Raw genomic sequence first — 21,895 nt, 5'->3', positions numbered from 1 at the left:
GTGAGTTGCTGCCGACGTGGTCAGTACACGTCGCGCAGGTAGCGCTTTTCCTTCTTGAGCTTGGTCACGTAGTCGGCGGCCTGCTCGGTGGAAAGACTGCCATGAGTGGCGATGACGTCGTGCAGTGCCCGGTCGACGTCCTTCGCCATGCGGGTGGCGTCGCCGCACACGTAGAAGTGGCCGCCGTCCTCGAGCCAGGCGAACAACTCGGCGCCGTTCTCGATCATCCGGTTCTGCACGTAGATCTTCTCCGCCTGGTCGCGGGAGAAGGCGAGGTCGAGGCGGGTGAGCAGACCGCTGTCGCTCATCGCGGCGATCTCCTCCTCGTAGATGTAGTCCGACGCGCGGTGCTGGTCGCCGAAGAACAGCCAGTTGCGTCCCGACGCGCCCCGCGCCTGCCGCTCCTGCAGGAACGCACGGAACGGCGCGATACCGGTGCCGGGGCCGACCATGATCATCGGCGCGTCGTCGTCCGCGGGGACCCGGAACGACTTGTTCTTCGACACGAAGATGCCGCCGTTGCCGCCCTCGGCGATCCGATCGGCGAGGAAGGTGGAGCACACACCGCCGCGGTCGCGTCCGGCCGAGCTGTGGCGGACGCTGGCGACGGTCAGGTGCACGCTGCCCGGGTTGGCCAGCGGGCTGGAGGAGATGGAGTACGCCCGGTGCTGCAACGGCTTCAGCAGCCCGACGAACTCGTCCGCCGTCAGCGTCACCGACGGTTCGAGGAGCAGCAGGTCGAGCACGTCCTTGCCCCACAACCACGCGTCGAGGGCTTCCTTGTCGCCGTGCCGCAGCACGTGACTCAGCTCCTCGTCGCCTGCCCGCTTCTCGATCTCGTCCATGAATTCGTGGCTCGGCGTGGAGATCTCGTACCCGTGCAGCAGCAGGTCGCTGAACGGCCGCTCCTTGCCAGTGACGGCGGCATCCGCCGGGATGCCCAGCCGGGCGACGAGGGCGTCGACGAGGGCGGGATCGTTGATCGGCATCACGCCGAGCGCGTCACCGGCCTCGTAGTCGAGGCCGCTGTCGGCGAGCGCGAACTCGTAGTGGCGGATCTCCTTCGCGGACTCCTCGCTCGACAGCCGCCGGTTCACCGACAGCGTGGAACTGTAGGGGTTCTTGCGGTTCCACTGCGACCGTGTGCGGGCCGGTTTCGTCACCGGCTCGGCGACGTCGGCGACGGCGGACTCGCCGCGAATGCCCTCGACGGCCGCGAACAGCGGCAGCGTGTCGGCGACCCACGCGGCGGCGGCGTCCTCGTAGTCGACGTCGCAGTCGACGCGCGGCGTCACACGGTGCGCCCCGAGCTGCTCGAGCCTGGTGTCGATCATCTTGCCCGCCTGGCAGTACCCGTCGTACCCGGTGTCGCCGAGTGCGAGCACCGCGAAGTCCGTGGTCTCGAGCCGCGGTGCGGTTTCCGCGGCCAGCGCTTGCCAGAACAGTTCGGCGTTGTCCGGCATCTCACCCTCACCGTAGGTGGAGGTGACGACGAGGACGCGCTGCATCGCGGCGAGTGCGTCCGTGTCGACGTCGTCGAGGGCGCTCACGACCGGCGCGAAGCCGTGCGAACGTGCCGCGGCCGCAGCGTCTTCCGCGACACCCTCGGCGTTCCCGGTCTGGCTGCCGTACAGCACGTGCATGGCGGGCAGCTGACCACCCGCCGCCGTGGCCGGCGCGTCGGAGCCGCCGACGACCAGACGCGAGCTCATTCCGGCGAGAAAGCCGGTGAGCCAGATACGCTGGTCCTCGCTGAACGGGGCGTCCTGGGGGATGTAGGGCAATTTCATGAGGGCACCACGTCTTTCGTGGAGATGTCTCTCGTGGGGATCAGATCGGGGAGGGCGTGCTGCGCGAACAGCTCCTCGAAACCGGGCAGCCGGCCGATCTTGTCGACGTTCTTCGCATCCTGGTGCAGGATCCAGCCGTACGTGCCGGGGGCGTCGATGGACCGGACGTTGCGACGGCGCAGCGCATCCTTGTAGTCGGCGAGCCGCTTGGCCGCCACCATCACGGCCAGATCCTCGTCGCTGTAGTCCTTCAACGCTTCCCGTGCGTACCGCTGCAACCGCTGCATGAGGAAGAAGTCCTCGGTGAGCAGCAGGTTGCGGACGGCCTTGTCGACGGCCGGGTCGGACGGATCCGTGACACCAGGCAGCTTGGACAGCGCCATCTCCTGCGCCGCGTTCAGCACGGTGTAATTGTTCAGCAGCGCGAACATGGCCTCGGTGTCGGCCTCGCCGTAGCCGGGTACGGCGCCGTCCAGCACGGCGTGACCGTCCCGGTAGTCCAGCTTGAACTTGCGCACCTGGTGCGCGACCAGCGCGGCGGCCAGTTCGTCGGCCAGGTCCTTGCGGGGCTTGGCCTTCAGGATCTCGTCGCTGTCCTGGTACTGGAGCAGCGCGCGCGGCATGCCGTACACGAAGTGGTGCTGCTCGGTTTCCCAGTTCTCGAGCAGCCACGCCGCCTTGGCGGAGCCGGTGGCCTCGAGGTGCCACCCGAGCAGCACGTGCACGGCCTGACGGTGCAGGGCGGCGTGCTCGTCGTCGCCGGTGATCGAGCCGAGCAGAATGGAGTCGGCGCTGGCCTTGCCGGGCAACTTGTTCTCGGGGTCGTACTGGTAGACGAAGCCACCGCTCATGCCGTTGCCGACGCCCTTGCCGAAGCCGCCGAGGTTGAGGACGGCGCCGTTGGTCATGTACTCGCAGGCGAAGTCGCCGACGCCCTCGACTACCGCGGTGGCACCCGAATTGCGCACGGCGAAGCGGTCACCCGCCTGGCCCTCGACGAACGTGCGGCCACCGGTGGCGCCGAACAGTGCGAAGTTTCCGATCAGCACGTTGCCGCCGTGGCGGTCCGAACCGCCACCGGGGGAGCGGACGACGATGCTGCCGCCGTTCGCGCCCTTGCCGACGCCGTCGTTGGCGGTGCCGGTGTGGACCAGGGCCATGCCGTCGTTGCAGAACGCGCCGTACGACAGGCCCGCGGACCCGGACGTCGCGATCCGGACGCTGCCGTCGCGCAGGTAGCCGCGGCCGCGCTCGTCGCGGAGGACGGCGGGCAACGCGACGTCGGTGAGCTCGTGATTGAGCATCCGTTCGATGTCGACCGCCAGCTGGGCGCCGACGCTCTTGTTGCGGTTGCTCAGGTGCACGCCGTCGCCGAGTTCGACCGTGGCCTCGCCCTGCTCGACCAGCGCGGCACGCAGCTGCACGAGCCAGCCGTCGTCGAGCGTGTAGTCCTTCTCCAGGTACACAGGATCGCCGATGGTGACCTCGTCGACCACGGCGAGCATCGCGCGCAGGTCGAGCTGGCCGACGCTGGACGGGTGGTCCAGCAGCTGCAGCAGATCCGAGCGTCCCCGGGCCTCACGCAACGAGGACATACCCAGCTCGGCCAGCACCTCACGGGTCTCGTGCGCGATGTTGAGCAGGTACTGCGCCATCGCCCGCGGGTCGCCGTCGAACAGCTCGGGGTTGGTGGTCAGGCCGGCAGGGCACTTGATGTTGCAGTTCTTGGCCATGACGCACTTGAGCATCATCAGGGCGGTGGTGCCGAACTCGAAGCTGTCCGCGCCGAGCAGCGCCGACTTCACCACGTCGCTCGCCGTCTGGTGCGCGCCGGAACAGCGGAGCAGCACCTTCTGCCGCAAACCGTTGGCGCACAACGCCTGATGGACCTCGGCGACGCCGATCTCCGCCGAACGTCCGGCGTACTTGAGGCTCGTCACCGCGGCGGCACCGGTGCCGCCGGTGTTGCCGGCGACGTTGATGACGTCGGCTCCCGCCTTCGCGACACCCACCGCGATGGTGCCGATGCCCTCCGAGGACACGAGCTTGACGATGACGCGGACCCGCGCCGCCTTGCAGTCGTGGATCAGCTGCGCGAGGTCCTCGATGGAGTACGTGTCGTGATGCGGTGGGGGAGAGACGAGTTCGACGCCGGGGGTGCCGCCGCGCGCGGCCGCGATCTCGACGGTCACCTTGGGTGCGGGCAGCTGCCCGCCCTCGCCGGGCTTGGCGCCCTGCGCGATCTTGATCTCGAGTTCCTCGAGCATCGGGTCGGCGAGGTAGCCCGCCCACACACCGAAGCGGCCCGACGCGAACTGCTTGATCCGGGAACCGCGGATGGTGCCGTAACGGGAGATGTGCTCGCCGCCCTCACCACTGTTCGACATCCCGCCGACCATGTTGGTGCCGTGCGCGACGGCCTCGTGCGCGTTGGAATTCAGCGCGCCGTGGCTCATGGCGCCGGACGTGAGGAACGGGGTGATCTCGCTGGCCTTTTGCACCCGGTCGATCGGCAGGCTCGCCGGAGCGGTGCGCAGCAGCGACAGACATCGCAGCGCCTCACCGGATGTGCGCACCACGAGGGTGTCGCCGTCCACGCGGTGCTCGCGCAGGTCGTCGCCGAACCGCATCACCAGCGACTCGCCGAGCGCCGCGAGCACGGAGGCCTCGCCCGCATGGGGGCCGGTGAGCCGGAGCCGGAACCCGTCGTCGCCGACGGCCTCGGAGGCGAGTCCGCGCACCGCGAAGCTGTTGTTGCCCTTGCGGGAGAAGCGGCCCATCTGCTTGCGGAACTCCGCCGCCGTGGTGAGGAACGTGACGTCGGCGGGCAGATCCAGCACGTCGCGCAGCGCGGCGGGACGACGGGTCCGCTCGTCGGCCATCGTCCGCGCGAAGGCGCGGTAGCCGGGGGTGATCTCGAAGCGGTCGATCGCCTCGTGCGTCAGCGTCTGGAAACCGGCGTTGCGGTACGCGTCGTCGTCGAGACCGAACGCGTCCTCGAGCCGGTTCAGCGGCAGCAGTCGCAGTGACTCCGTGTGGTCCTGCGTGCCCGCCGTGTCGAACGCGATGGGCTCCTCGGTGAGGTCGACGAAGCCGCGCACGGCTGCCGTGCCGTACGAGTGGCCTGCGCCCTCCGCGCGCTCCTTGAACAGGCCGAGCAGCGGGACGTCCTTCTCCCCGGTGACCGACAGCGCGCGCTGATGCCAGTCCGCGACGGCCTGCGCGATGACGGCGAACCCGACACCGCCGACCGGGGTGTTCACGTTCGCGAAGTAGCGGCGCAGCACCCGATCGTCCGTGTCGAGGTAGTTGGGTTCGAAGAACTCGCCGCCGATGTAACTCTCGGCGGTGCACAGGCCGACCCGGCCCATCGTCTTCATCAGCGACTTCTCGGCGGCCTTCGCGAACCGCTTGAACGCCTGGTCGGCGTCGTCGGCGAACTTCTCCTCGGCGCGCAGACGGACGGCGAGGGGGTAGATCGCGGCCGCGCCGAAACCGAGGGCGGCGGCCACGTGGTGCGAGGACGAGATCTGACCGCTCTCGGCGACGACGGACACCCGCAGGCGCAGGCCCTCCTCGATCAGCCGCTGGTTGACCGCGGAGATCGCCACGATCATCGGCAGCGCGGCGCGGTCGGTGGCCACGTGCCGGTCGGTGAGGATCGCGATGCCGCCCTGCTCGCGGGCGAACGCCTCCACCTCGTCGCAGAGCCCGTCGACCGCGGCCTCGAGCGCCGCCGCGTTGGCGGCGGAGTCACCGTGCACCGGGGTGTACAGCATGGGGAACCGCTGCACCGGCGTCTCGGACTGCTTGCGGATCCGCAGCATGTCCATGTGGGTGAGGATCGGCGAGGGCACCACGATCTGCGGGGCCGACTGGGCGCCACTGTTCGGCTTGGCGCCCAGCGCGACGCGCAGTGTCATGCCGTCGGCCTCACGGATGCTGTCCAGCGACGGGTTGGTCACCTGCGCGAAACGCTGCGAGAAGTACTTGGCGACACCACCCTCCTGATCGGAGAGCGCGTTGATGGCGTTGCCGTAGCCCATCGCGGAGATCTTCTCCTGACCCGACGCGAGCATCGGGTCCATCATGAACTTGAAGCTTTCCTGGTTGTGCGAGTACGCGACGTAGCGCTGGGTGCGCTCGAGGTCGCCGTTGTAGCGCAACGGACCCGGCTCGGCCTCGACCTCGGGCAGCGCCTCGATGGTCCGGCGCGCTTCCGCGACGAGCGTCGGGTAGTCGTTGCGGGCGGCGAGCAGTTCGAGGGCTTCGTCGGTGGAGTACGAGCGACCCACGCGGTGGTCGAAGTACAGCATCCCGCCGGCCTCGATGCGTCCGCGGTGCAGCACGGTGTTGGGGTCGAAGTCGATCTGCCCGGCCTCCGACGTGACGCACAGGTACTCGTCCGTCTCCACCGAACGCAGCGGCCGCAGACCGAGCCGGTCGAGCCGGGCGCCGACGACGGTGCCGTCACCGAAGATCAGCGCGGCCGGGCCGTCGTTCTTCTCCTCGTACAGCGAGAAGTACTCGAGCATCGCCCGCACCTCGGGCGACAGCGTGGAATCGTTCTCCCACGCCGGCGGCATCATCGACACGACCGCGGTCACCAGGTCGAGACCGTCCTCCACGACGCGGCTCTGCAGCGTCTGGTCGAGGCGACAACTGTCGGACTGACCGTGCGGACGGACGATTTCCCGATTGCGGGCGCGGGCCAGCGCCGTCTCGGACAGCCGGTTCTTCTTGTCGGTGTTGAGCTCACCGTTGTGCGCCATCAGACGGAACGGCTGCGCCATCGTCGGATGCGGATCGGTGTTGGTGGAGAACCGGGTGTGGAAGTACAGCGTGTGGATGGCGTGCGCCGGGTCGACGAGGTCCTGGAAGTACGGCATCACCTCGTTCGAGTTGAGGCGGCCCTTGAGCACCTGGGTGCGCGCGCTGAGCGACAGCGGGTACAGCCCGGCCAGATCCGGCTGGGTGTACGCGACGGCCTCGATCGCGAGCAGGGCGTCGTGGATGCGGCGGTCGAACTCGGTCTCGTCGGCGCACGCGTCGGGCGCGGTGAACACCCACTGCCGGATCGGCAGCTGGTGCCGGATCGCGGCGGGCCGGAGCACGGTGGCGTCGACGGGCACGTCCCGCTCGAGCAGCACCCGGAACCCCTGCTCGGCGAGAGCCCGCTCGATGACGGCTTCCGCGTCGCCGTGGAACGCGACGTCGGTGGGGAGGAAGAAGTTGCCGACCCCGAAGCGGCCCGCCTCGAGGTCGCCGTCACCGGTCAGGGCCCGGAAGTATGGCACCGACAGGTCGACGCACACGCCGGCGCCGTCGCCGACACCCTCCGCGGACATGCCACCGCGGTGAGGAACGGCACACAGGGCCTCGTGGCCGCGGAGGAGGACGTCATGGGTCTGAATGCCGTCCTTGCGGGTAATGAAGCCCACACCGCAGCTGCTCTTGTCGAGCGTCCTGTCGTACAGGCCGGACTCGGTGGCACTCGTGTTCAACCGACTGTCTCCTCGCGATACTCGCCGAATTGGGGTCCGTGCTGGACGCACGGGTGGCGTCGGCGAGAGGATCACGGCAGAGAACCGGCCCCGTACCGATGCGCCGGTGAGGCAGACGTCGTTGTCTGAAATGCGGACTTTGGCATGTCCACGCGAAACCGCAGATTAGCGGAGGCTAAGTCGGATCTGCAAGCTGCTCGATTCGAGCGCGACGAGCGGTAGCAAATCCGCGCCCGGCGTGCAGGCCGAACGCGCAGTTGCGAACATCACACCTGGCCAGGCCGCAAAACGTGCATGTCCGAACGGCCGTTCGGACTGACTGGTCCGTAGATGCACAGCGATTGGCCGGACGCTGACGCTATTGCGTGTGCGGATGGCAATTCGGTGGGCGTCTGTGGGGTCTCGGCCACTCAGTCGGTGAGATCGATCCGGACCGTCAGAAGGTCGGTACCGACCGCGCGGACGGCGGTGCTGTTCATCCGGGGCAGCTGGGCCAGCCGCGCCCTCGTGTCGTCGTCGGGCAGCAGTGTCGCCGTGCCCGTGTGCCACCGACCGTGGATCCGCAGGCGAACGGCATTGTTCGCACGGATGTTGCGGATGTAGTTCGACTTCTCCCCGAACTCGGACACCAGCCAGAACTCGGTGCCCGTGCGCCGGCCGCCGATGGGCGTGACGCGGGGCTGCCCGCTCACCCGGCCGGTGGTCTCGAGGAGGGTCTGGCTCGACAGCCGCGCGGTGAGCGGGTTGGCGACGTGCCGCTGGAATTGCATGACGATCCGTCGTTTGATCGCGCTGAGGTCGGCCATGACGAGAGCCTTCCACGGGGGAAGGCTCTCGTCGAGCGTTCGCTACGCCGCGACGACCGTGTCGTCGTCCTGGAACGGGTCGCCGGTGCGCTCGGCGTTGTAGCGGGCTTCGTCGAGGATGCCCTCCCGCTTGGCGACGATGGTGGGGACGAGCGCCTGACCGGTGACATTCACCGCGGTGCGGCCCATGTCGACGATCGGCTCGACCGCGAGCAGCAGACCGACACCGGCGAGGGGGAGCCCCAGCGTCGACAGCGTGAGCGTCAGCATGACCGTGGCTCCGGTGGTGCCCGCGGTGGCGGCGGAACCGATGACCGACACGACGACGATCAGGAGGTAGTCGGTGAACGACAAAGGCACACCGTAGAACTCGGCGACGAAGATCGCTGCGATCGCCGGGTAGATCGCGGCGCAGCCGTCCATCTTGGTGGTCGACCCGAGCGGCACGGCGAACGACGCGTACTCGCGGGGGACGCCGAGATTGCGTTCGGTGACCCGCTCGGTGAGGGGCAGGGTGCCGATCGACGACCGCGACACGAAGCCGAGTTGTGTTGCGGGCCACACGCCGGAGTAGAAGGCGCGCACCGACAGTCCGTGCGCGCGGATCAGGACGGGGTAGACGACGAAGAACACGATGGCCAGGCCGACGTACACGGCGGCGGTGAACCAGCCGAGCGAGCCGATGGCGTCCCAGCCGTACGTGGCGACGGCGTTCGCGATCAGTGCCGCGGTCCCGATCGGCGCGAGACGGATGATCCACCACAGCACCTTCTGCACGATGGCGAGGAGTGATGCGTTGAACTGCAGGAACGGTTCGGCTTTCGCCCCGACCTTCAGGGCGGCGATGCCGATCGCGGCCGCGACGACGAGCAGTTGCAGCACGTTGAAGCTCAGCGACGTGCTGGCCGCGCCCTCGGCGACGGTGGTCTTCGCGTTCAGTCCGAGGAAGTTGCTGGGGACCAGTCCGGTGACGAACGCCCACCACGAACCGGTGGTGCCGGGCGCCTTTTCGGTGGCGGCGCTGACGCCGGTGCGGGCTCCGGGCTGGGTGATCGACCCGACGACGATCCCGATGATCACGGCGACGAACGCGGTGATCGCGAACCACAGCAGCGTCTGCACGGCCAGGCGGGCGGCGTTGGCCACCTCGCGCAGGTTGGCGATCGAGCTGACGATGGCCGTGAACACCAGCGGAATCACCGCGACGGTAAGCAATTTCACATAACTCGAACCGATGGTGTGGACGGTTCCGACGAGCCAGTTCTCGTTGCCGTCGGCGGCGACGGGCATGGCGCGGGCGACGAGACCGAGGACGACGCCGACGACGAGTCCGGTGACGATCTGGGGGCCGAACGACGTGGCCCACTGGGGGAGTCGGCGCCGAGAGGTGGTCTCGGCGCGCGTGGACAGCGCGGGGCTGGGCATGGGTGTGCCTTTCGCATGGGGCCGTGAGACTGCGCCCGGTGGGGCGGTGACGGCGAGAGAGAGTCCTGAGTGATGCGGTGCGTCAGCGCGAGCGCGGACAGATGGCACTCGCCTGCAGGCGGAGGTCGACGTAACGCCGAGAGGTCAGGAGCAACACTGCCGGAACATTACTCCCGGTGGTGGCGGGAGTTTTACCCCGGTTCCGCCTCGTCCGGATACCAGCGTGCGTAGACGTCCGGGTGGGCGCGGGTGCGGCTCTTCCACGCGTTCTCGCCGTACGTGTTGTAGAGCGGGTTCGACGGGTCGTCCTCGATTCCGCGGGCTCGCGCGGCGAGATGCGGTGGCAGGGTGATCACCGGGACCGTGGCGTCGAGAGCGGGATTGAGGAAGTACGGGACCGACAATCGCTCGGGCGCGCCGGCGGGCGTGAGCACCCGATGCCGGGTGGCCCGGAGGTAGCCACCGGTCGCGACCTCGAGCAGTTCGCCGATGTTCACGACGAACGACCCCGCCCGCGCGGGCGCGTCGATCCAGTCGTCGTCCTCGGTCTCCACCTGCAGTCCCGACGACCCCGGCTCGAGGAGCAGCATCGTCAGCACACCCGAGTCCTTGTGGGCGCCCACCCCCTGCTCGCCGGTGTGGTCCGCGCTCGGCCGCGCCGGGTAGCGGACCACCTTGATCAGGGTGGCGGGGGCGTACGCGAACGCGTCGTCGAAGATCGCCGGGTCGGCGTCGAGCGACGCGGCCCAGTGGCGCAGCAGTCGCATGCCGACGTCGGCGAACGCGGCGTCGAGCGCCTCGATCGTCTTCTCCAGGTCGGGAAGGTCGCCGGGCCACTGATTGGGACCCTGCAGGCGCAGGTAGTCCACGGCGCCGGGGATCGGTGGCCGTTCCGGCCCGATGTCGATCTGCTCGCGCCAGTCGGTCTCACCGTTGGTCAGCTCGCCGCCGAGGCGGTTGTAGCCGCGGAAGTGCGGGCTGTTCAGCATCGCGATGGACTGTTTGGAGTCCTCGGGCAGTGCGAAGAACTCCCGTGCGACCGTGAACACGCGGTCGAGCAACTCCCGGTCCACGCCGTGCCCGTCGAGGTAGAAGAAGCCCACGTGGTGGGTGATTTCCCGCAACCGCTCCCGCCCGGCCGGTGTGTCCAGTTCGGCGAGATCCACGATGGGGAGCATTCCTCCACGGTATCCCCGGGGCGCTGCCGTGTCAGGCGTCTCGGCGGCGCTCGAGCAGGACGCTGTCGTGCCAGGTGCCGTCGATCTGCGCGAGTCGCTCCCGTACGCCGACCGTCCGGTAGCCGACGGCGTGGTGCAGGGCGACCGAGCCGGTGTTGACCGCCAGCACCGAGGCCTGCAGCGTCCACAGTCCGGCGAAGTCGGCCTCGTCGATGAGCCGCCGCATCAGTGCGGTGCCGACACCTTCCCCGCGAAATTCCCGGGCGGTGTACACGGAATTCTCGGCGACGCCGCGGAAGCAGCGTCGCGAGGATATGGGGGAGAGGGCGGCCCACCCGGCCACCGTCCCCGACACCTCGGCCACCCACCGGTGCCCGTCCAGCCAGCGTGTGTCCAGCTCCGACCTGGTCGGGGTCACCGTCTCGAACGTGGCCCGTCGCGTCGCGATCCCCTCGGAGTAGATCCGGAGCACCGCCTCCCAGTCGGCCGCGGCGAGCCGGCGTACCGTGATCGCCTCCATCGTGGAGGTGTTGCCATGAAGTGCTGTGGTACAACGCAATCGCGGATCTGGTTCCGGAGGGACGGGGGCGAACATGGCGCCAGCTTAGCGGCTCGACGGGCCGGTGTGGGGTGCCACGTTTCGGGGCGGATGCACCGCCGGGCGCCGCGGGTGCGCCGACAGGTACGTTCGCCCGCGCGTCACCGCAGCCGGATCCACGTCGTCTTCAGCCCGGTGTACTTGTCCATCGCGTGCAGGGACAGATCGCGTCCGAAACCGGACTGTTTGAACCCGCCGAACGGCGTCTGCGCGCTGATGGCGTCGACGGTGTTGACCGAGACGGTGCCCGCCCGCAGCGCGGAGGAGACGCGGTGGGCCCGGTTCAGGTTCTCCGTCCACACCGACGCCGCCAGCCCGTAGATGCTGTCGTTGGCCATGCGGACGGCGTCGGACTCGTCGGTGAACGTCTGGACGGTGAGGACCGGTCCGAACACCTCCTGCGTCACCACCTCGGCGGCCTCGGCGACGTCGCCGAGGATCGTCGGTTCGAGGAAGCATCCGCGGCCGTCGACGGTGGTCCGGTTGCCGCCCAGCAACACCCGGCTGTCGGGGCGGGCGCGCTCGATGACACCGGCGACCGTCCGGGTGTGTTTCTCGTCGACGATGGCACCGAGCGTGGACCCGGGATCGAGCGGGTTGCCCGGCCGGATCGACGACGCCCGGCGGACGAGGGCGTCGGTGACCTGATCGGCGACCGACTCCTGCACCAGCAACCGGGAGTTGGCGGAGCACACCGCCCCCTGGTTGTAGAAGGCGCCGAACACGGCCTTCTCGACGGCCTCGTCGAGATCGGCGTCGGCGAACACGAGATTCGGGCTCTTGCCGCCGCATTCGAGCCAGACCTGCTTCAGATTCGAGTCCGCCGCGTACCGGAGGAACCTCTTCCCGGTCTCGGTGGAGCCGGTGAAGGCGACGACGTCGACGTCGGGATGCAGGCCGAGCGAGGCGCCGGCGGCGGCGCCGAGCCCGGGAAGAACGCCCAGGACGCCGTCCGGCAGGCCCGCCTCGGCCGCGAGTTCGGCCAGGCGCAGCACCGACAGCGGGGCCTGCTCGGCGGGTTTGACGACGACGCTGTTTCCTGCGGCGAGAGCGGGCGCCAGCTTCCACACCGCCAGATCGAGCGGAAAGTTCCACGGCACCACGGCGGCGACGACACCGAGCGGTTCGCGGGAGACGAGCGCGAGACTTCCCGGATCGGTGGGCGCGATCTCCCCACCGATCTTGTCGAGGGCCTCGGCGTAGAACGTGAAAAGCGCAGCGGCCGAGGGGACGTCGACGGTCAGCGCCTCCACCACGAGCTTGCCCATGTCGAGGGAATCGAGCAGGGCGAGCTCGTGGCGGTGCTCGAGGATCAGCTCGGCGAGCCGGAGCAGGACCCGTTTGCGGTGGGACGCCGGGCTGCGCGACCAGATACCCGAGTCGAACGCCTCCCGCGCGGACCGGACCGCCGCGTCGACGTCGGGGGCGTCCGCGGCGGACACCCGGGCGAGCAGTTCACCGGTCGCCGGGTTGATCGAATCGAACGTCTCGTCCGATTTCGCGGGACGGAACGCGCCGTCGACGAACAGTTCGCGGCGCGGCGTGATGGTCGCGGCGAGTGCTGTCCAGTCGTCGAGTGTGGTCGGATCAGGCATCGTCATCCTCGTGCTCGAAAGTGGTGGTCAGGGAACGTAGATGGCGAACTGTTTGAGCAGCGGTTCGTCGACGCGGTACTCCCCGCGCCACCCCCTGGTCAGGGTGAACGCGTCGCCGGGGCCGAAGGTGTGGGCGATGCCGTCGTCCGCCGTCAACGTCACGGAGCCCTCCAGGACCCGGGTGTACTCGTCGCCCGGGTAGGACTCGATGAACTCGCGGTAAGGCTCGGCGCGCCACGAGCCGACGGTGAACTTCTCGTCGCCGCTGCTCAGGTGGACCATTTCGTGTTCCTGCGGATCGCCCGCCCGGAGCGTCTCCGCGGTGACGTAGGCGCTGGGGGTCATCGCCGCGACGTTCTCGGCGTCGGTGGGGATCGGGTGTACTCCGGTCATCGCGGTGTTCCTCAATTCTGTGCGTTGGCGAACGGGGGGATCGTCAGTGTGCTGACGGGTTCGATCGACAGGCCGGTGACTTCCCGGCGGAAGGCGACGGGGCCCGGCGCGGGCGGTTCGTCGAGTTCCTCGGCATACCGGTGCCCGGACCAGACGGCCGCTGCGATGGTGGACGGCGCCCAGGCGTCGCCGATGCCGCGGACGCTGCGCAGGTCGGCGGCGGCCCACTCGGATTCGCGCGACTGCAGGTCGTGGAACAGTCCGTCGTGCGGGAGCCGGGCGGTGACGAGGACGACGCCGTCCGCGTCGAAGAACTGTTCGTCGCCGGTGAACGCGCACACCGTGCGGACACCTTCGGGGGTGATCGCGGTGACGGCGCGGTTCACCTGAACGTGGACCCCGGCCTTGATGATTCGCTTGCGGATCCGGACCACTTCCATGGTGTTCGTCGTCCACTGCGACACGTGCGCGGCCGGAGTGATCAGGGTGACGTCGAACCCCTCCTTCGCCAGGAGTTCGGCGACGACCGCCCCGAGGTAGTAGTGGTCGTCGTCGAAGAGCACGACCTTGTTGCCCGCGGGTCGCAGCCCCGCCATCACGTCGTCCGGTGTGAGGACGTCGGCGTGGTCGTCGACGGGCACGGCGTGGGTGTGCCACCGGCCGACGCCGTCGCGGCGCCAACTCGAACCGGTGGCGACGACCACGTGGTGGAAGTCGTTGTCGATGACGTCGTCGGCGGTCATCTCGCTCTCCATGAACACGTCGACGTTGGACAACGTGCGAAGTTGCTGCTGCCGGTAGTCCACCACCCGGATCCAGGCGGACAGTCCGGGCAACTTCGACTCCCGGGTCACCCGGCCACCGAGTTGCCTCCCGGCCTCGGCGAGGCTCACGGCGTAACCGCGTTGCCCGAGGGCACGTGCGGCCTCGAGTCCGGCGGGACCCGCACCGACCACGAGCACGTTCGACTCGCTCGACCGGACCTTGATCCGCTCCGGGTGCCACCCGCGGCGGAACTCCTCGCCCATCGTCGGATTCTGGGTGCAGCGGATCGGAGACATCGTGAAGTCACCGGACACGCAGATGTTGCAGCCGATGCATTCGCGGATGTCCTCGAGGTTCCCCTCCTCGATCTTGCGGGGGAGGTACGGGTCGGCGATCGACGGGCGGGCCGCCCCGATGAAGTCGAGGATGCCGCTCTTGACCTGGTGCAGCATCGTGTCGGGCGAGGTGAAACGGCCGACACCGACGACGGGTTTGGTGGTGAGTTGCTTCAGTCCCCGAACGTACGGTTCCTGCTCCGCCTCGGGTCCGAACCGCGAGGTGACGGAGTCGTCCTCCCAGCTGCCGAGCACGAAGTCCCACAGGTCCGGGGTCTCGCCGAGCAGGCCGATCACGTCCTCGATCTCGCTGCGGGTGATGCCCTCGTCGCCGAGGAGTTCGTCGACGGAGATGCGGCACGCGACCGCGGCCGTGCCGTCGGCGACCTCGCGGGAATCCTCGAGGATCTCGCGGAGCAGGCGCACGCGGTTGGTGAGGCTGCCGCCGTACTCGTCGGTCCGGTTGTTGTAGCGACGGGACAGAAAGTGGTGCAGGCCGCCGATCGCGTGCCCGGCGTACACGTAGACGATGTCGTATTCGGCCTTCAGCGACCGGCGCACGGCCTCCTTGTGCCAGTGCCGCAGGTCGGCGATGTCCGACTTGGTCATCGCCCTGGCCTGGACCGGGTCGTAGTTCCAGGAGACGACCGGCAGATTCTGCGGGCCGAGCGGGGTCTCGCGGCTGATCAGGTTGGGGCTGTTCAGGCCGTTGTGGGCGAGTTCGATGCCTGCGAGGGAGCCGCCCTCGTGGATCTTCTCGGAGATCCTGGTGAGGGCGGGCAGGTCCTGGTCGTCCCACAGGCGCAGTTCGATGAACGGGCCGATGTCCGAGGTGGGGTGGATCTCGACCTGCTCGGTGCAGACGACCGCCCAGCCGCCCTCGGCCTTGACTCGCCGCATGTAGGCCTCGCCGGTGGGGTCGCGGTAGCCCATGCCGTTGCAGTGGGGGACCTGGAAGAACCGGTTGCGGGCGGTGACCGGTCCGATCTCGACCGGTTCGAACAGGATGTCGTATCGCGGATCACGCACGGTGGGTTCCTGACTGGAGACGGAAAGTGGGGTCGCTGTGGGTGGCCTGCGCACTCGGCCGGCCGGCCGTTCCACTGTCGCCGAGACGGCGATTCTTTGCGATCTGTCTCAAATAATTGTCGATCGAGTAGGGAAAGTCCAGGCTCGGTCGGCAAAATTCCGATCCAGTCGCTACTTGTTTATTGATGAAGTTCATCAATAATGGTGGTCATGGCACGTCCGAAGAGGCAGGGAGTCCGGCGCAGTGAGATGGTCACGGCGGCCACCACCGCGATCACCAAGCGGGGCATGACCGGGCTGCGCATCAAGGACGTCGCGGAGGAGGCGGGCCTGTCGGCGGGTCTGGTCAGCTACTACTACCCGTCACTCGAGGACCTGCTCGTCGAGGTGCACGAGCACGCGGTCGACCGGTTCTACCGGCGCAGGCACGACGCCGTGCAGGATCTCGCCGATCCGGTCGAGCGGCTGCGCACCACGGTGCGGCTGGGCATCCCCGATGCCGCCGACGATCCGCTGTGTACGGTCCTCTACGAACTGCACCTCCACGCGAGCCGCAACGCGACGCACTCCGCGCTGCTGTCGACGCTGTTCGACCTGGAGGTGTCGCTGTACAGCACGGTGCTCGAGATCGGCCGGTCCCAGGGTGTGTTCACGCCGTCGATGCCCACCGAGGAGATCGCCCGCACCGCGGTGAGCCTCGAGGACGCCTACGGCCTGCACATCATCGCGCGGAACCGGCGCATCGAGCCGTGGACCGCGCGGAACAGCGTCCTTCGCTACCTCGGCGCCGTGCTGTCGTGCTCGATCGCCGAGTTCACCGCGGACTAGCCGCAGGGATTCACCGGAGCCTTGGCATCTGCAGAACTGATGCACTACCCCGGATCTTTGTGCTGTACAGATTTGCGAGGTGCGGACGAGAGTAGTGACCGGCATCACTGCAACGTTGCCGCCGAAGACCGACACCGTTCCGGCCGAAACACGGTAACGCGCAAGCGCATTCCTATCGACTCCAGCAACGAGGTGCACCGATGAGTGACAACACCCCCACCGCCCTGGCGGACGAACAGACACGACACCTGAAGAAGTCCCTCGGCCGTTTCGACATCGTCTTCCTCATCGTCGCGGCGGTGGTGTCGGTCGAGGTTCTCGGTCAGGTCTCCACGTTCGGCGCGGAGACCTTCACCTGGGCACTGGTTCTCGCGGTGTTCTTCCTGCTGCCGTACGGCCTGATCTTCGCCGAGATCGGCAGCACGTTCACCGGTGAGGGCGGCGTCTACGTGTGGGTCCGGCGGGCGTTCGGCCGGCCGCTCGCGGCCCTCGCGTCGCTGCTGACGTGGGTGACCCAGCCCGTGTGGGTCGGAGGGTCGATGGCGTTCATTGCCGCCGAGACCTGGAACCACTACGTCACCGCGTTCGAGGAGGGGTCGGTGACGGACTACCTGTTCAAGCTCGTCTTCATCTGGCTGACGGTGCTCGCGGCCGTGGTGAGTCTCGCACGGGGCAAATGGATTCCGACGGTCGGCGCGTTCCTGAAGATCGTCTTCCTGCTGTTCTTCCTCGTCACCACCGGGATCTATGCCGCGAAGAACGGTTTCGCCGGCATCTCCGCCGGCGACTTCAGTCCCACCCTCACCGGGCTCCTCGGGGTGACGCCGCTGCTGCTGTTCTCCTACCTCGGTTTCGAATCCGGAAACAGCGCCGCCGGCGAGATGAAGAACCCCGCCCGCGACGTCCCGATCTCGATCGCCCGCGCCTGCGGCATCGCCGCCGCGTCCTACCTGCTGCCGATCTTCGCGATCCTCCTGGTGGTGCCCGCCGACGACATCACCGGTGTCGGCGGCCTCCTCGAGGCGGTCGCGACCGTGTACAGCGTGTACGGACCCGCCGCGCCCGCCATGCTGACCGTGACCGGGGTGATCTTCGCCGTGATCCTGATGACCCAGGGGGCGGCGTGGATGATCATCAGCGACCGCATGCAGGCGATGGCCGCGGCCGACGGCGCCTTCTTCGGCGGGTTCTTCGGCCGATTCCATCCCCGCCTCGGAACGCCGGTGCGCGTCAACTTCCTGTCCGGAGTCGTCGCCACCGTCTTCATGATCGCGGCGATGCAGATCACCGGGTCCGGCGGTTCCATCTTCGCGGTGGTGCTGACGATCTCGATCTCGACGTTCCTGCTCAGCTACCTGATCGTCATCCCGTCCGCGGTCCGGCTGCGCACCCGGTTCCCGGACGTCGCGCGGCCCTTCCGGGTGCCCACCGGGAACGTCGGCTTCCGCGTCCTCGGCTCCCTCTGCTTCGCCTGGGTGCTGCTCGGTTCCTGGGTGGCGGTGTTCCCCGGCACGCTGGAATCGGTGTTCGGCCTGGACTACGACTTCGCGGAGATCTGGGGCGTGAGCCAGGGGACGTTCGAACTGTTCACCCTCGGAACGCTGGCCGTGCTCGCGCTCCTCGGCGCGGTCGGCTACGTGCGGGGCGCGTCGGTGCGGTCCGCGACCGGCCCGCGCACCGCGCGGGAGGACGGCCCCGGCTCGGAGCCGGACCCCGGCCTCGTGAAGGCCGACGTCCGCTGAGGGCGTCGCGGCCACCCCGGGTGCCGTGGGTGGCTCCCCGGTCGGAGACCTGCGATCCTGGTGGCCTCAGATCCCGAGGAGAGCGCATGCAACGACGACCCGACGTGACGTTCACCCAGCTCAGGTATTTCGTCGAGGCCGCGAACTTCTCCAGCATGACGAAGGCCGCCGACGAACTGATGGTCGCGCAGTCGGCGGTCTCGTCGGCGATCTCCCAACTCGAGCACCAGATCGGCACCCAGCTGTTCATCCGGCAACGGTCCCGCGGGCTCGTTCTCACGGCGGCGGGGGAGGAGATGCTCCGCGACACCCGCAGCGTCCTCGCCCATCTCGGGGAGGTCCTCGACGCGGCGCGCGGCCACGAGGACAACGTCCGGGGAACGGTGCGCCTGGCCTGCTTCGTCACCCTCACCCCGTTCATCCTCCCGACGCTCATCTCGGATCTGCGCGATCAGCACCCCGACCTGGAGGTCGAGGTCGTCGAGACCCAGGCGGAGGCGGTGCGGGCGGCGTTGCGGAACGGCACCGCGGAACTGGCCCTCACCTACGACCTCGCGCTGGGCGAAGACATGGAGACGGAGACGCTGGGCGTCGCCAGGCCACACGTCGTCCTGCCGCCGGACCACCGGCTGGCCGGCCACGATGCGATCGCGCTCGCCGACCTCGAGGGCGAACCGATGGTGCTGCTGGACCTGCCGAGCAGCCGCGACTACTTCCTCGCCATGCTGTCGGGGTCGGGGGTCACCCCGATGGTCCGCTACCGGTCGGCGAGCTACGAAACGGTGCGGGGGCTCGTCGCCCGCGGCCACGGCTTCTCGATCCTGAACCAGCGGCCCGCGGAGGGCCGGACGTACGACGGCGGGAGGGTCGCGACACTGCCGATCGCCGACGACGTTCCCGGACTCCCCGTCGTCCTCGCCCGGCTCAAAGGGGTCCGGAGTACGGCGCGGGCCCGGGCCGTCGCCGAGCGGGCGCGGGCCGTGTTCGCGAAACAGGCACGGACGGCGGGCTAGAACCCCCAGCCCATCTGGGCATCGCGGTCGGAGCCGAACGCGTGCTCGAACCGGTCGAGGACGTCGGCGTCGGCGGCCCACATCCGGTTCGCGGCCGCCAACGTCCGCGCCCGGTGCGCCCCGAGGTACAGGCTGCCGAGCACGTCGAGGTCGAGGACCACCTGCGGTGCGGCGTCGGTCCGTGTGCACACGGCCTTGCCGTCCCGGACGGTGAGGGCGAATGTGCCACCGGCGTCCAGGAACCCGTCGTCGACCTGCACCACCACGTCGAGGTCGCCGCGGAACGTGCGGGCCTCCAGCGCGGCGGGGACGTCCATGATCCGCACCCACAACTCGTCGTGACGCGAGGAGGTGCGCACGAGCCGGCCGTCGGTGAGCAGATAGGGCAGCGGATCCTCGGGGGTGAGGTTCGCTTCGATGCGGCGCACGAGGTCGAGGCCGAGCATCGCCCGCCACAGCGCAGCGTGGGCGTCGCCGGTGACCGTGCGGATCTCCTCCACCCGGGCGAACGATCCGTTGTCGCCGGAGGCGCGGCGGTACAGCACGTAGCCGTCGTCGTGCACCAGCCCGAACAAGGCTGTGCCGCCACCGCGCTCGCTCTCGCGGTCGGCGAAGATCCGGTTCCACACGATCTCCGGCCGCACCTGCGCACCGGGCGTCACCTGCTGCCAGCGGTGGTAGACGTCCGTGAATGCGGGCCGGGCCTCCGCGGGATGGACCATCCGCACACCGCCGGGGTCCGGCGCCTTCGGGTGCGGGACGGCGAACCGGCGGTCGATGCTCACCGTCGACTCGACCGTCGCGGGTCCGTACCCGAACCGTCCGTAGATGCCGCCCTCGCTGGCGGTGAGAATCGACAGCGGCACGCCCGACTCCCGGATCCGTGCGTGGTGTTCGGTGTACAGCGCGCGGAGAACGCCGCGCCGACGATGGGTGGGCGCGACCGTGACCGCGGTGACGCCCGCCGCCGCGACGCTGCCGCCGCCGGGAACGGTGACGGTCATGGGAATGTCCATCGTCGCGCCGACGACCTCGTCCCCGTCCAGTGCGATCACCGGTGGTTCGCCGCTGACGAGCTGCCTCCAGTGGGCGGTGAATTCCTCCGTCTGCGGTGTCACGAAGCAGATCTCGTTGAGCACGACGATCTTCGGCCAGTCCTGCTCGGTCGCAGTTCTGATCGTGATTCCGCCGATGCTCGTCATGGTTCGACACTGGCACACCCCGCGTGGACTCGCAGCCGAATTTCCGCGCCCGGGCTTGACCGGGCCCGGGTCTTCGGAGAGTCTGAGGACCCGGGCCGACGGGTGAGGGGGACGTCACGATGTCGAAGGACCGCACCTCGCCGCGCCGGGTGCTGCGCCTGCGCCGGGAGTCCTGGGGATTCGTCATCGGCTCCTTCCTGTTCGGACTCGCGGCCACGCGGGTGTACGGCGACGCGGTCGGCCCGGAACTCGACAACATCACCTACTTCGTCGGATCGTTGTTCTTCACCGTCGCCGGGTTCATCCAGTTGTCGCTCAGCGGCCGACCGGTGCCCGGGGCGGAATCGCACCGGGTGGAACGCTACGACTGGTGGGCCGCACTGATCCAGTTCGTCGGCACCCTCCTGTTCAACGTGAGTACGGCGGTCGCTCTGATCCAGGGGCTCACCGCCGAACAGGACCGGGTGTGGGGGTGGCGGCCCGACCTCTTCGGGTCGACGGCGTTCCTGGTCGCCAGCGGTCTGGCGGTGGTGGCCACCACCGAAACCGACAAGCTGTGGGATCCGCACGCCCGCAACTGGCGCAGCACCTGGCTGAACATGATCGGGTCGGTGGCGTTCGGGGTGTCCGCGGTCGGCGCGTACATCGTGCCGGGCACGGATGTGCTGAAGAATGCGACGGTCGCGGACCTGGGCACGTTCGTGGGAGCCGTCTGCTTCCTGGTGGCGGCGCTGCTGATGCGCCCGCCTCACCCCAGGTATTCGCCGAACCAGGCGAGGACTCTTTCGTAGGCCTCCGCCGCCGCGGTCGCGTTGTACCGGGGCCCGGTGTCGTTGAAGAACGCGTGATCGGCGCCCGGAACGGTGACGATCTCGTGCGGCAGCCCCGCCTTCGCGAGTGCCGCGGCGGCGGCGTCGCGGGAGGCGTTCACCCTCGCGTCCAGCTCCGCGTAGATGGCGAGGACCGCGGCCTTCGACCCGGAGAAGTCCGCGCCCTCGGGCAGGGGACCGTAGAAGGGGACGGCCGCGGCCAGTCGCGGTTCGCCGGAGGCGAGGAGTTGCCATACCATCCCACCGCCGAAGCAGAACCCGACCGCCGCCGCCTTCTTGTCCGGTACCCGGCGGCCGAGTTCGTCGACCCCGGACTTCATGTCGGCGACGAAGCGTTCCGGCGGCACGGTGGCCAGCGCGGCGGTGGCCTGGGCCTGGTCGGTGAACGTCGCGGTCCCGCCCTCCTCCGACAGCAGGTCTACGGCGAGCGCCGAGTAGCCGGCACCGGCGAATCGGCCCGCCACCGAACGGATGTGGTCGGTGAGGCCCTTGTTCTCGTGGATCACGAGCACCGTTCCGCGGGGCGTGGCCGCTTCGGCCCAGGCGCCCTGCAGGACCCGTCCGTCCGGGCCTGCGAACGTCACGGCCTCGGTGCCCACGGCGTCGGCCGTTCCGGGCGGCGGGGGTGTCGCTCCACCGGGTGTCACCGGCGCCGACGTCGACGACTGCTCGTCGCTGCCGCTGGAGCACGCGGCGAGCAGGGAGGTCGCCGCCGCCACGCCGAGGCCGATGAGTCCGAGCCTGCGCAGCGCCTCCCGGCGTGTCAGCAGCCCGTCGGCGTGGTCGATCGCGATCTCTTCGGCTATGTAGCGCTGCAGTGGCGTCATGATCGTCCCCGTCCGCATCGGCTGATGTAGGAATT

15 protein-coding genes are annotated in these 21,895 nt (G+C 69.0%); 4 read left to right on the top strand and 11 right to left on the bottom strand.

Annotation, left to right across the window (positions count from 1 at the left end):
* Nucleotides 1–20: 20 nt before the first annotated feature.
* From P3H15_RS03870 to P3H15_RS03830, 9 genes are all read right to left on the bottom strand, one after another.
* Entirely contained in the window at nt 21–1,790 is a 1,770-nt protein-coding gene (locus tag P3H15_RS03870) for a sulfite reductase subunit alpha (protein ID WP_276136029.1), read from the bottom strand.
* Nucleotides 1,787–7,294, bottom strand: a complete 5,508-nt coding sequence (locus tag P3H15_RS03865) for a glutamate synthase-related protein (protein ID WP_276136028.1) — start codon at nt 7,292–7,294, stop codon at nt 1,787–1,789. The genes P3H15_RS03870 and P3H15_RS03865 overlap by 4 nt, the downstream gene beginning before the upstream one ends.
* 410 nt (nt 7,295–7,704) lie before the next feature.
* On the bottom strand, nt 7,705–8,100 hold the full coding sequence (locus P3H15_RS03860; protein ID WP_276136027.1) for a nitroreductase/quinone reductase family protein: 396 nt from the start codon (nt 8,098–8,100) through the stop codon (nt 7,705–7,707).
* 42 nt (nt 8,101–8,142) lie between these two features.
* Nucleotides 8,143–9,525 carry a dicarboxylate/amino acid:cation symporter gene (locus P3H15_RS03855; RefSeq protein WP_276136026.1) on the bottom strand — a complete coding sequence of 461 codons (1,383 nt, stop codon included), beginning with the start codon at nt 9,523–9,525 and terminating at the stop codon, nt 8,143–8,145.
* Nucleotides 9,526–9,716: 191 nt separating this feature from the next.
* Nucleotides 9,717–10,703: an isopenicillin N synthase family oxygenase gene (locus tag P3H15_RS03850; protein ID WP_276136025.1), complete on the bottom strand. Its 987-nt coding sequence runs from the start codon at nt 10,701–10,703 to the stop codon at nt 9,717–9,719.
* A gap of 31 nt (nt 10,704–10,734) precedes the next feature.
* The gene (locus P3H15_RS03845) at nt 10,735–11,223 is read right to left on the bottom strand and encodes a GNAT family N-acetyltransferase (RefSeq protein ID WP_276136024.1); all 489 of its coding nucleotides are present in this window, start codon (nt 11,221–11,223) and stop codon (nt 10,735–10,737) included.
* Between the two features lie 179 nt (nt 11,224–11,402).
* Entirely contained in the window at nt 11,403–12,896 is a 1,494-nt protein-coding gene (locus tag P3H15_RS03840) for an aldehyde dehydrogenase (RefSeq protein WP_276136023.1), read from the bottom strand.
* Nucleotides 12,897–12,923: 27 nt separating this feature from the next.
* Entirely contained in the window at nt 12,924–13,289 is a 366-nt protein-coding gene (locus tag P3H15_RS03835) for a cupin domain-containing protein (protein ID WP_276136022.1), read from the bottom strand.
* Nucleotides 13,290–13,300: 11 nt separating this feature from the next.
* Entirely contained in the window at nt 13,301–15,418 is a 2,118-nt protein-coding gene (locus tag P3H15_RS03830; RefSeq protein WP_276136021.1) for an FAD-dependent oxidoreductase, read from the bottom strand.
* A 210-nt stretch (nt 15,419–15,628) separates the two neighbouring features.
* Here P3H15_RS03830 and P3H15_RS03825 point away from each other — a divergent pair, with 210 nt between their 5' ends.
* The 3 genes from P3H15_RS03825 (at nt 15,629) to P3H15_RS03815 (ending at nt 19,001) form a co-directional block, all read left to right on the top strand.
* Nucleotides 15,629–16,246, top strand: coding sequence for a TetR/AcrR family transcriptional regulator (locus tag P3H15_RS03825; protein WP_276136020.1), 618 nt, complete (start codon nt 15,629–15,631; stop codon nt 16,244–16,246).
* A gap of 200 nt (nt 16,247–16,446) precedes the next feature.
* Nucleotides 16,447–17,988 (top strand): APC family permease, encoded by a 1,542-nt coding sequence (locus tag P3H15_RS03820; protein WP_072944065.1) that lies wholly within the window; start codon nt 16,447–16,449, stop codon nt 17,986–17,988.
* Between the two features lie 86 nt (nt 17,989–18,074).
* Nucleotides 18,075–19,001, top strand: coding sequence for a LysR family transcriptional regulator (locus P3H15_RS03815; protein WP_072944066.1), 927 nt, complete (start codon nt 18,075–18,077; stop codon nt 18,999–19,001).
* On the opposite strand, the gene P3H15_RS03810 is transcribed toward P3H15_RS03815, so the two are convergent.
* The gene (locus P3H15_RS03810; RefSeq protein WP_276136019.1) at nt 18,998–20,203 is read right to left on the bottom strand and encodes an enhanced intracellular survival protein Eis; all 1,206 of its coding nucleotides are present in this window, start codon (nt 20,201–20,203) and stop codon (nt 18,998–19,000) included. The genes P3H15_RS03815 and P3H15_RS03810 overlap by 4 nt on opposite strands.
* Nucleotides 20,204–20,322: 119 nt before the next feature.
* On the opposite strand from P3H15_RS03810, the gene P3H15_RS03805 reads away from it, so the two are divergent.
* Entirely contained in the window at nt 20,323–20,994 is a 672-nt protein-coding gene (locus P3H15_RS03805; RefSeq protein WP_276136018.1) for a hypothetical protein, read from the top strand.
* Here P3H15_RS03805 and P3H15_RS03800 read toward each other — a convergent pair.
* A complete protein-coding gene (locus P3H15_RS03800) occupies nt 20,952–21,860 on the bottom strand; it encodes a dienelactone hydrolase family protein (RefSeq protein ID WP_072944072.1) in 909 nt (302 codons plus the stop codon). The two genes, P3H15_RS03805 and P3H15_RS03800, sit on opposite strands and share 43 nt — an antisense overlap.
* Nucleotides 21,861–21,895: the final 35 nt, after the last annotated feature.

The sequence above is a fragment of the Rhodococcus sp. T2V genome (assembly GCF_029269925.1).
In the GTDB taxonomy this organism is placed as follows: domain Bacteria; phylum Actinomycetota; class Actinomycetes; order Mycobacteriales; family Mycobacteriaceae; genus Rhodococcus_F; species Rhodococcus_F koreensis.
Note: the sequence above shows the minus strand (reverse complement) of the source record. Positions and strands in the feature narration are given on the sequence as shown.

Excerpts from the sequence above, each read along its gene's own strand:
- P3H15_RS03870 (WP_276136029.1), bottom strand. The coding sequence starts at position 1,790 with ATGAAATTGCCCTACATCCCCCAGGACGCCCCGTTCAGCGAGGACCAG.
- P3H15_RS03860 (WP_276136027.1), bottom strand. The coding sequence starts at position 8,100 with ATGGCCGACCTCAGCGCGATCAAACGACGGATCGTCATGCAATTCCAG.
- P3H15_RS03855 (WP_276136026.1), bottom strand. The coding sequence starts at position 9,525 with ATGCCCAGCCCCGCGCTGTCCACGCGCGCCGAGACCACCTCTCGGCGC.
- P3H15_RS03850 (WP_276136025.1), bottom strand. The coding sequence starts at position 10,703 with ATGCTCCCCATCGTGGATCTCGCCGAACTGGACACACCGGCCGGGCGG.
- P3H15_RS03845 (WP_276136024.1), bottom strand. The coding sequence starts at position 11,223 with ATGGAGGCGATCACGGTACGCCGGCTCGCCGCGGCCGACTGGGAGGCG.
- P3H15_RS03840 (WP_276136023.1), bottom strand. The coding sequence starts at position 12,896 with ATGCCTGATCCGACCACACTCGACGACTGGACAGCACTCGCCGCGACC.
- P3H15_RS03835 (WP_276136022.1), bottom strand. The coding sequence starts at position 13,289 with ATGACCGGAGTACACCCGATCCCCACCGACGCCGAGAACGTCGCGGCG.
- P3H15_RS03825 (WP_276136020.1), top strand. The coding sequence starts at position 15,629 with ATGGCACGTCCGAAGAGGCAGGGAGTCCGGCGCAGTGAGATGGTCACG.
- P3H15_RS03820 (WP_072944065.1), top strand. The coding sequence starts at position 16,447 with ATGAGTGACAACACCCCCACCGCCCTGGCGGACGAACAGACACGACAC.
- P3H15_RS03815 (WP_072944066.1), top strand. The coding sequence starts at position 18,075 with ATGCAACGACGACCCGACGTGACGTTCACCCAGCTCAGGTATTTCGTC.
- P3H15_RS03810 (WP_276136019.1), bottom strand. The coding sequence starts at position 20,203 with ATGACGAGCATCGGCGGAATCACGATCAGAACTGCGACCGAGCAGGAC.
- P3H15_RS03805 (WP_276136018.1), top strand. The coding sequence starts at position 20,323 with ATGTCGAAGGACCGCACCTCGCCGCGCCGGGTGCTGCGCCTGCGCCGG.
- P3H15_RS03800 (WP_072944072.1), bottom strand. The coding sequence starts at position 21,860 with ATGACGCCACTGCAGCGCTACATAGCCGAAGAGATCGCGATCGACCAC.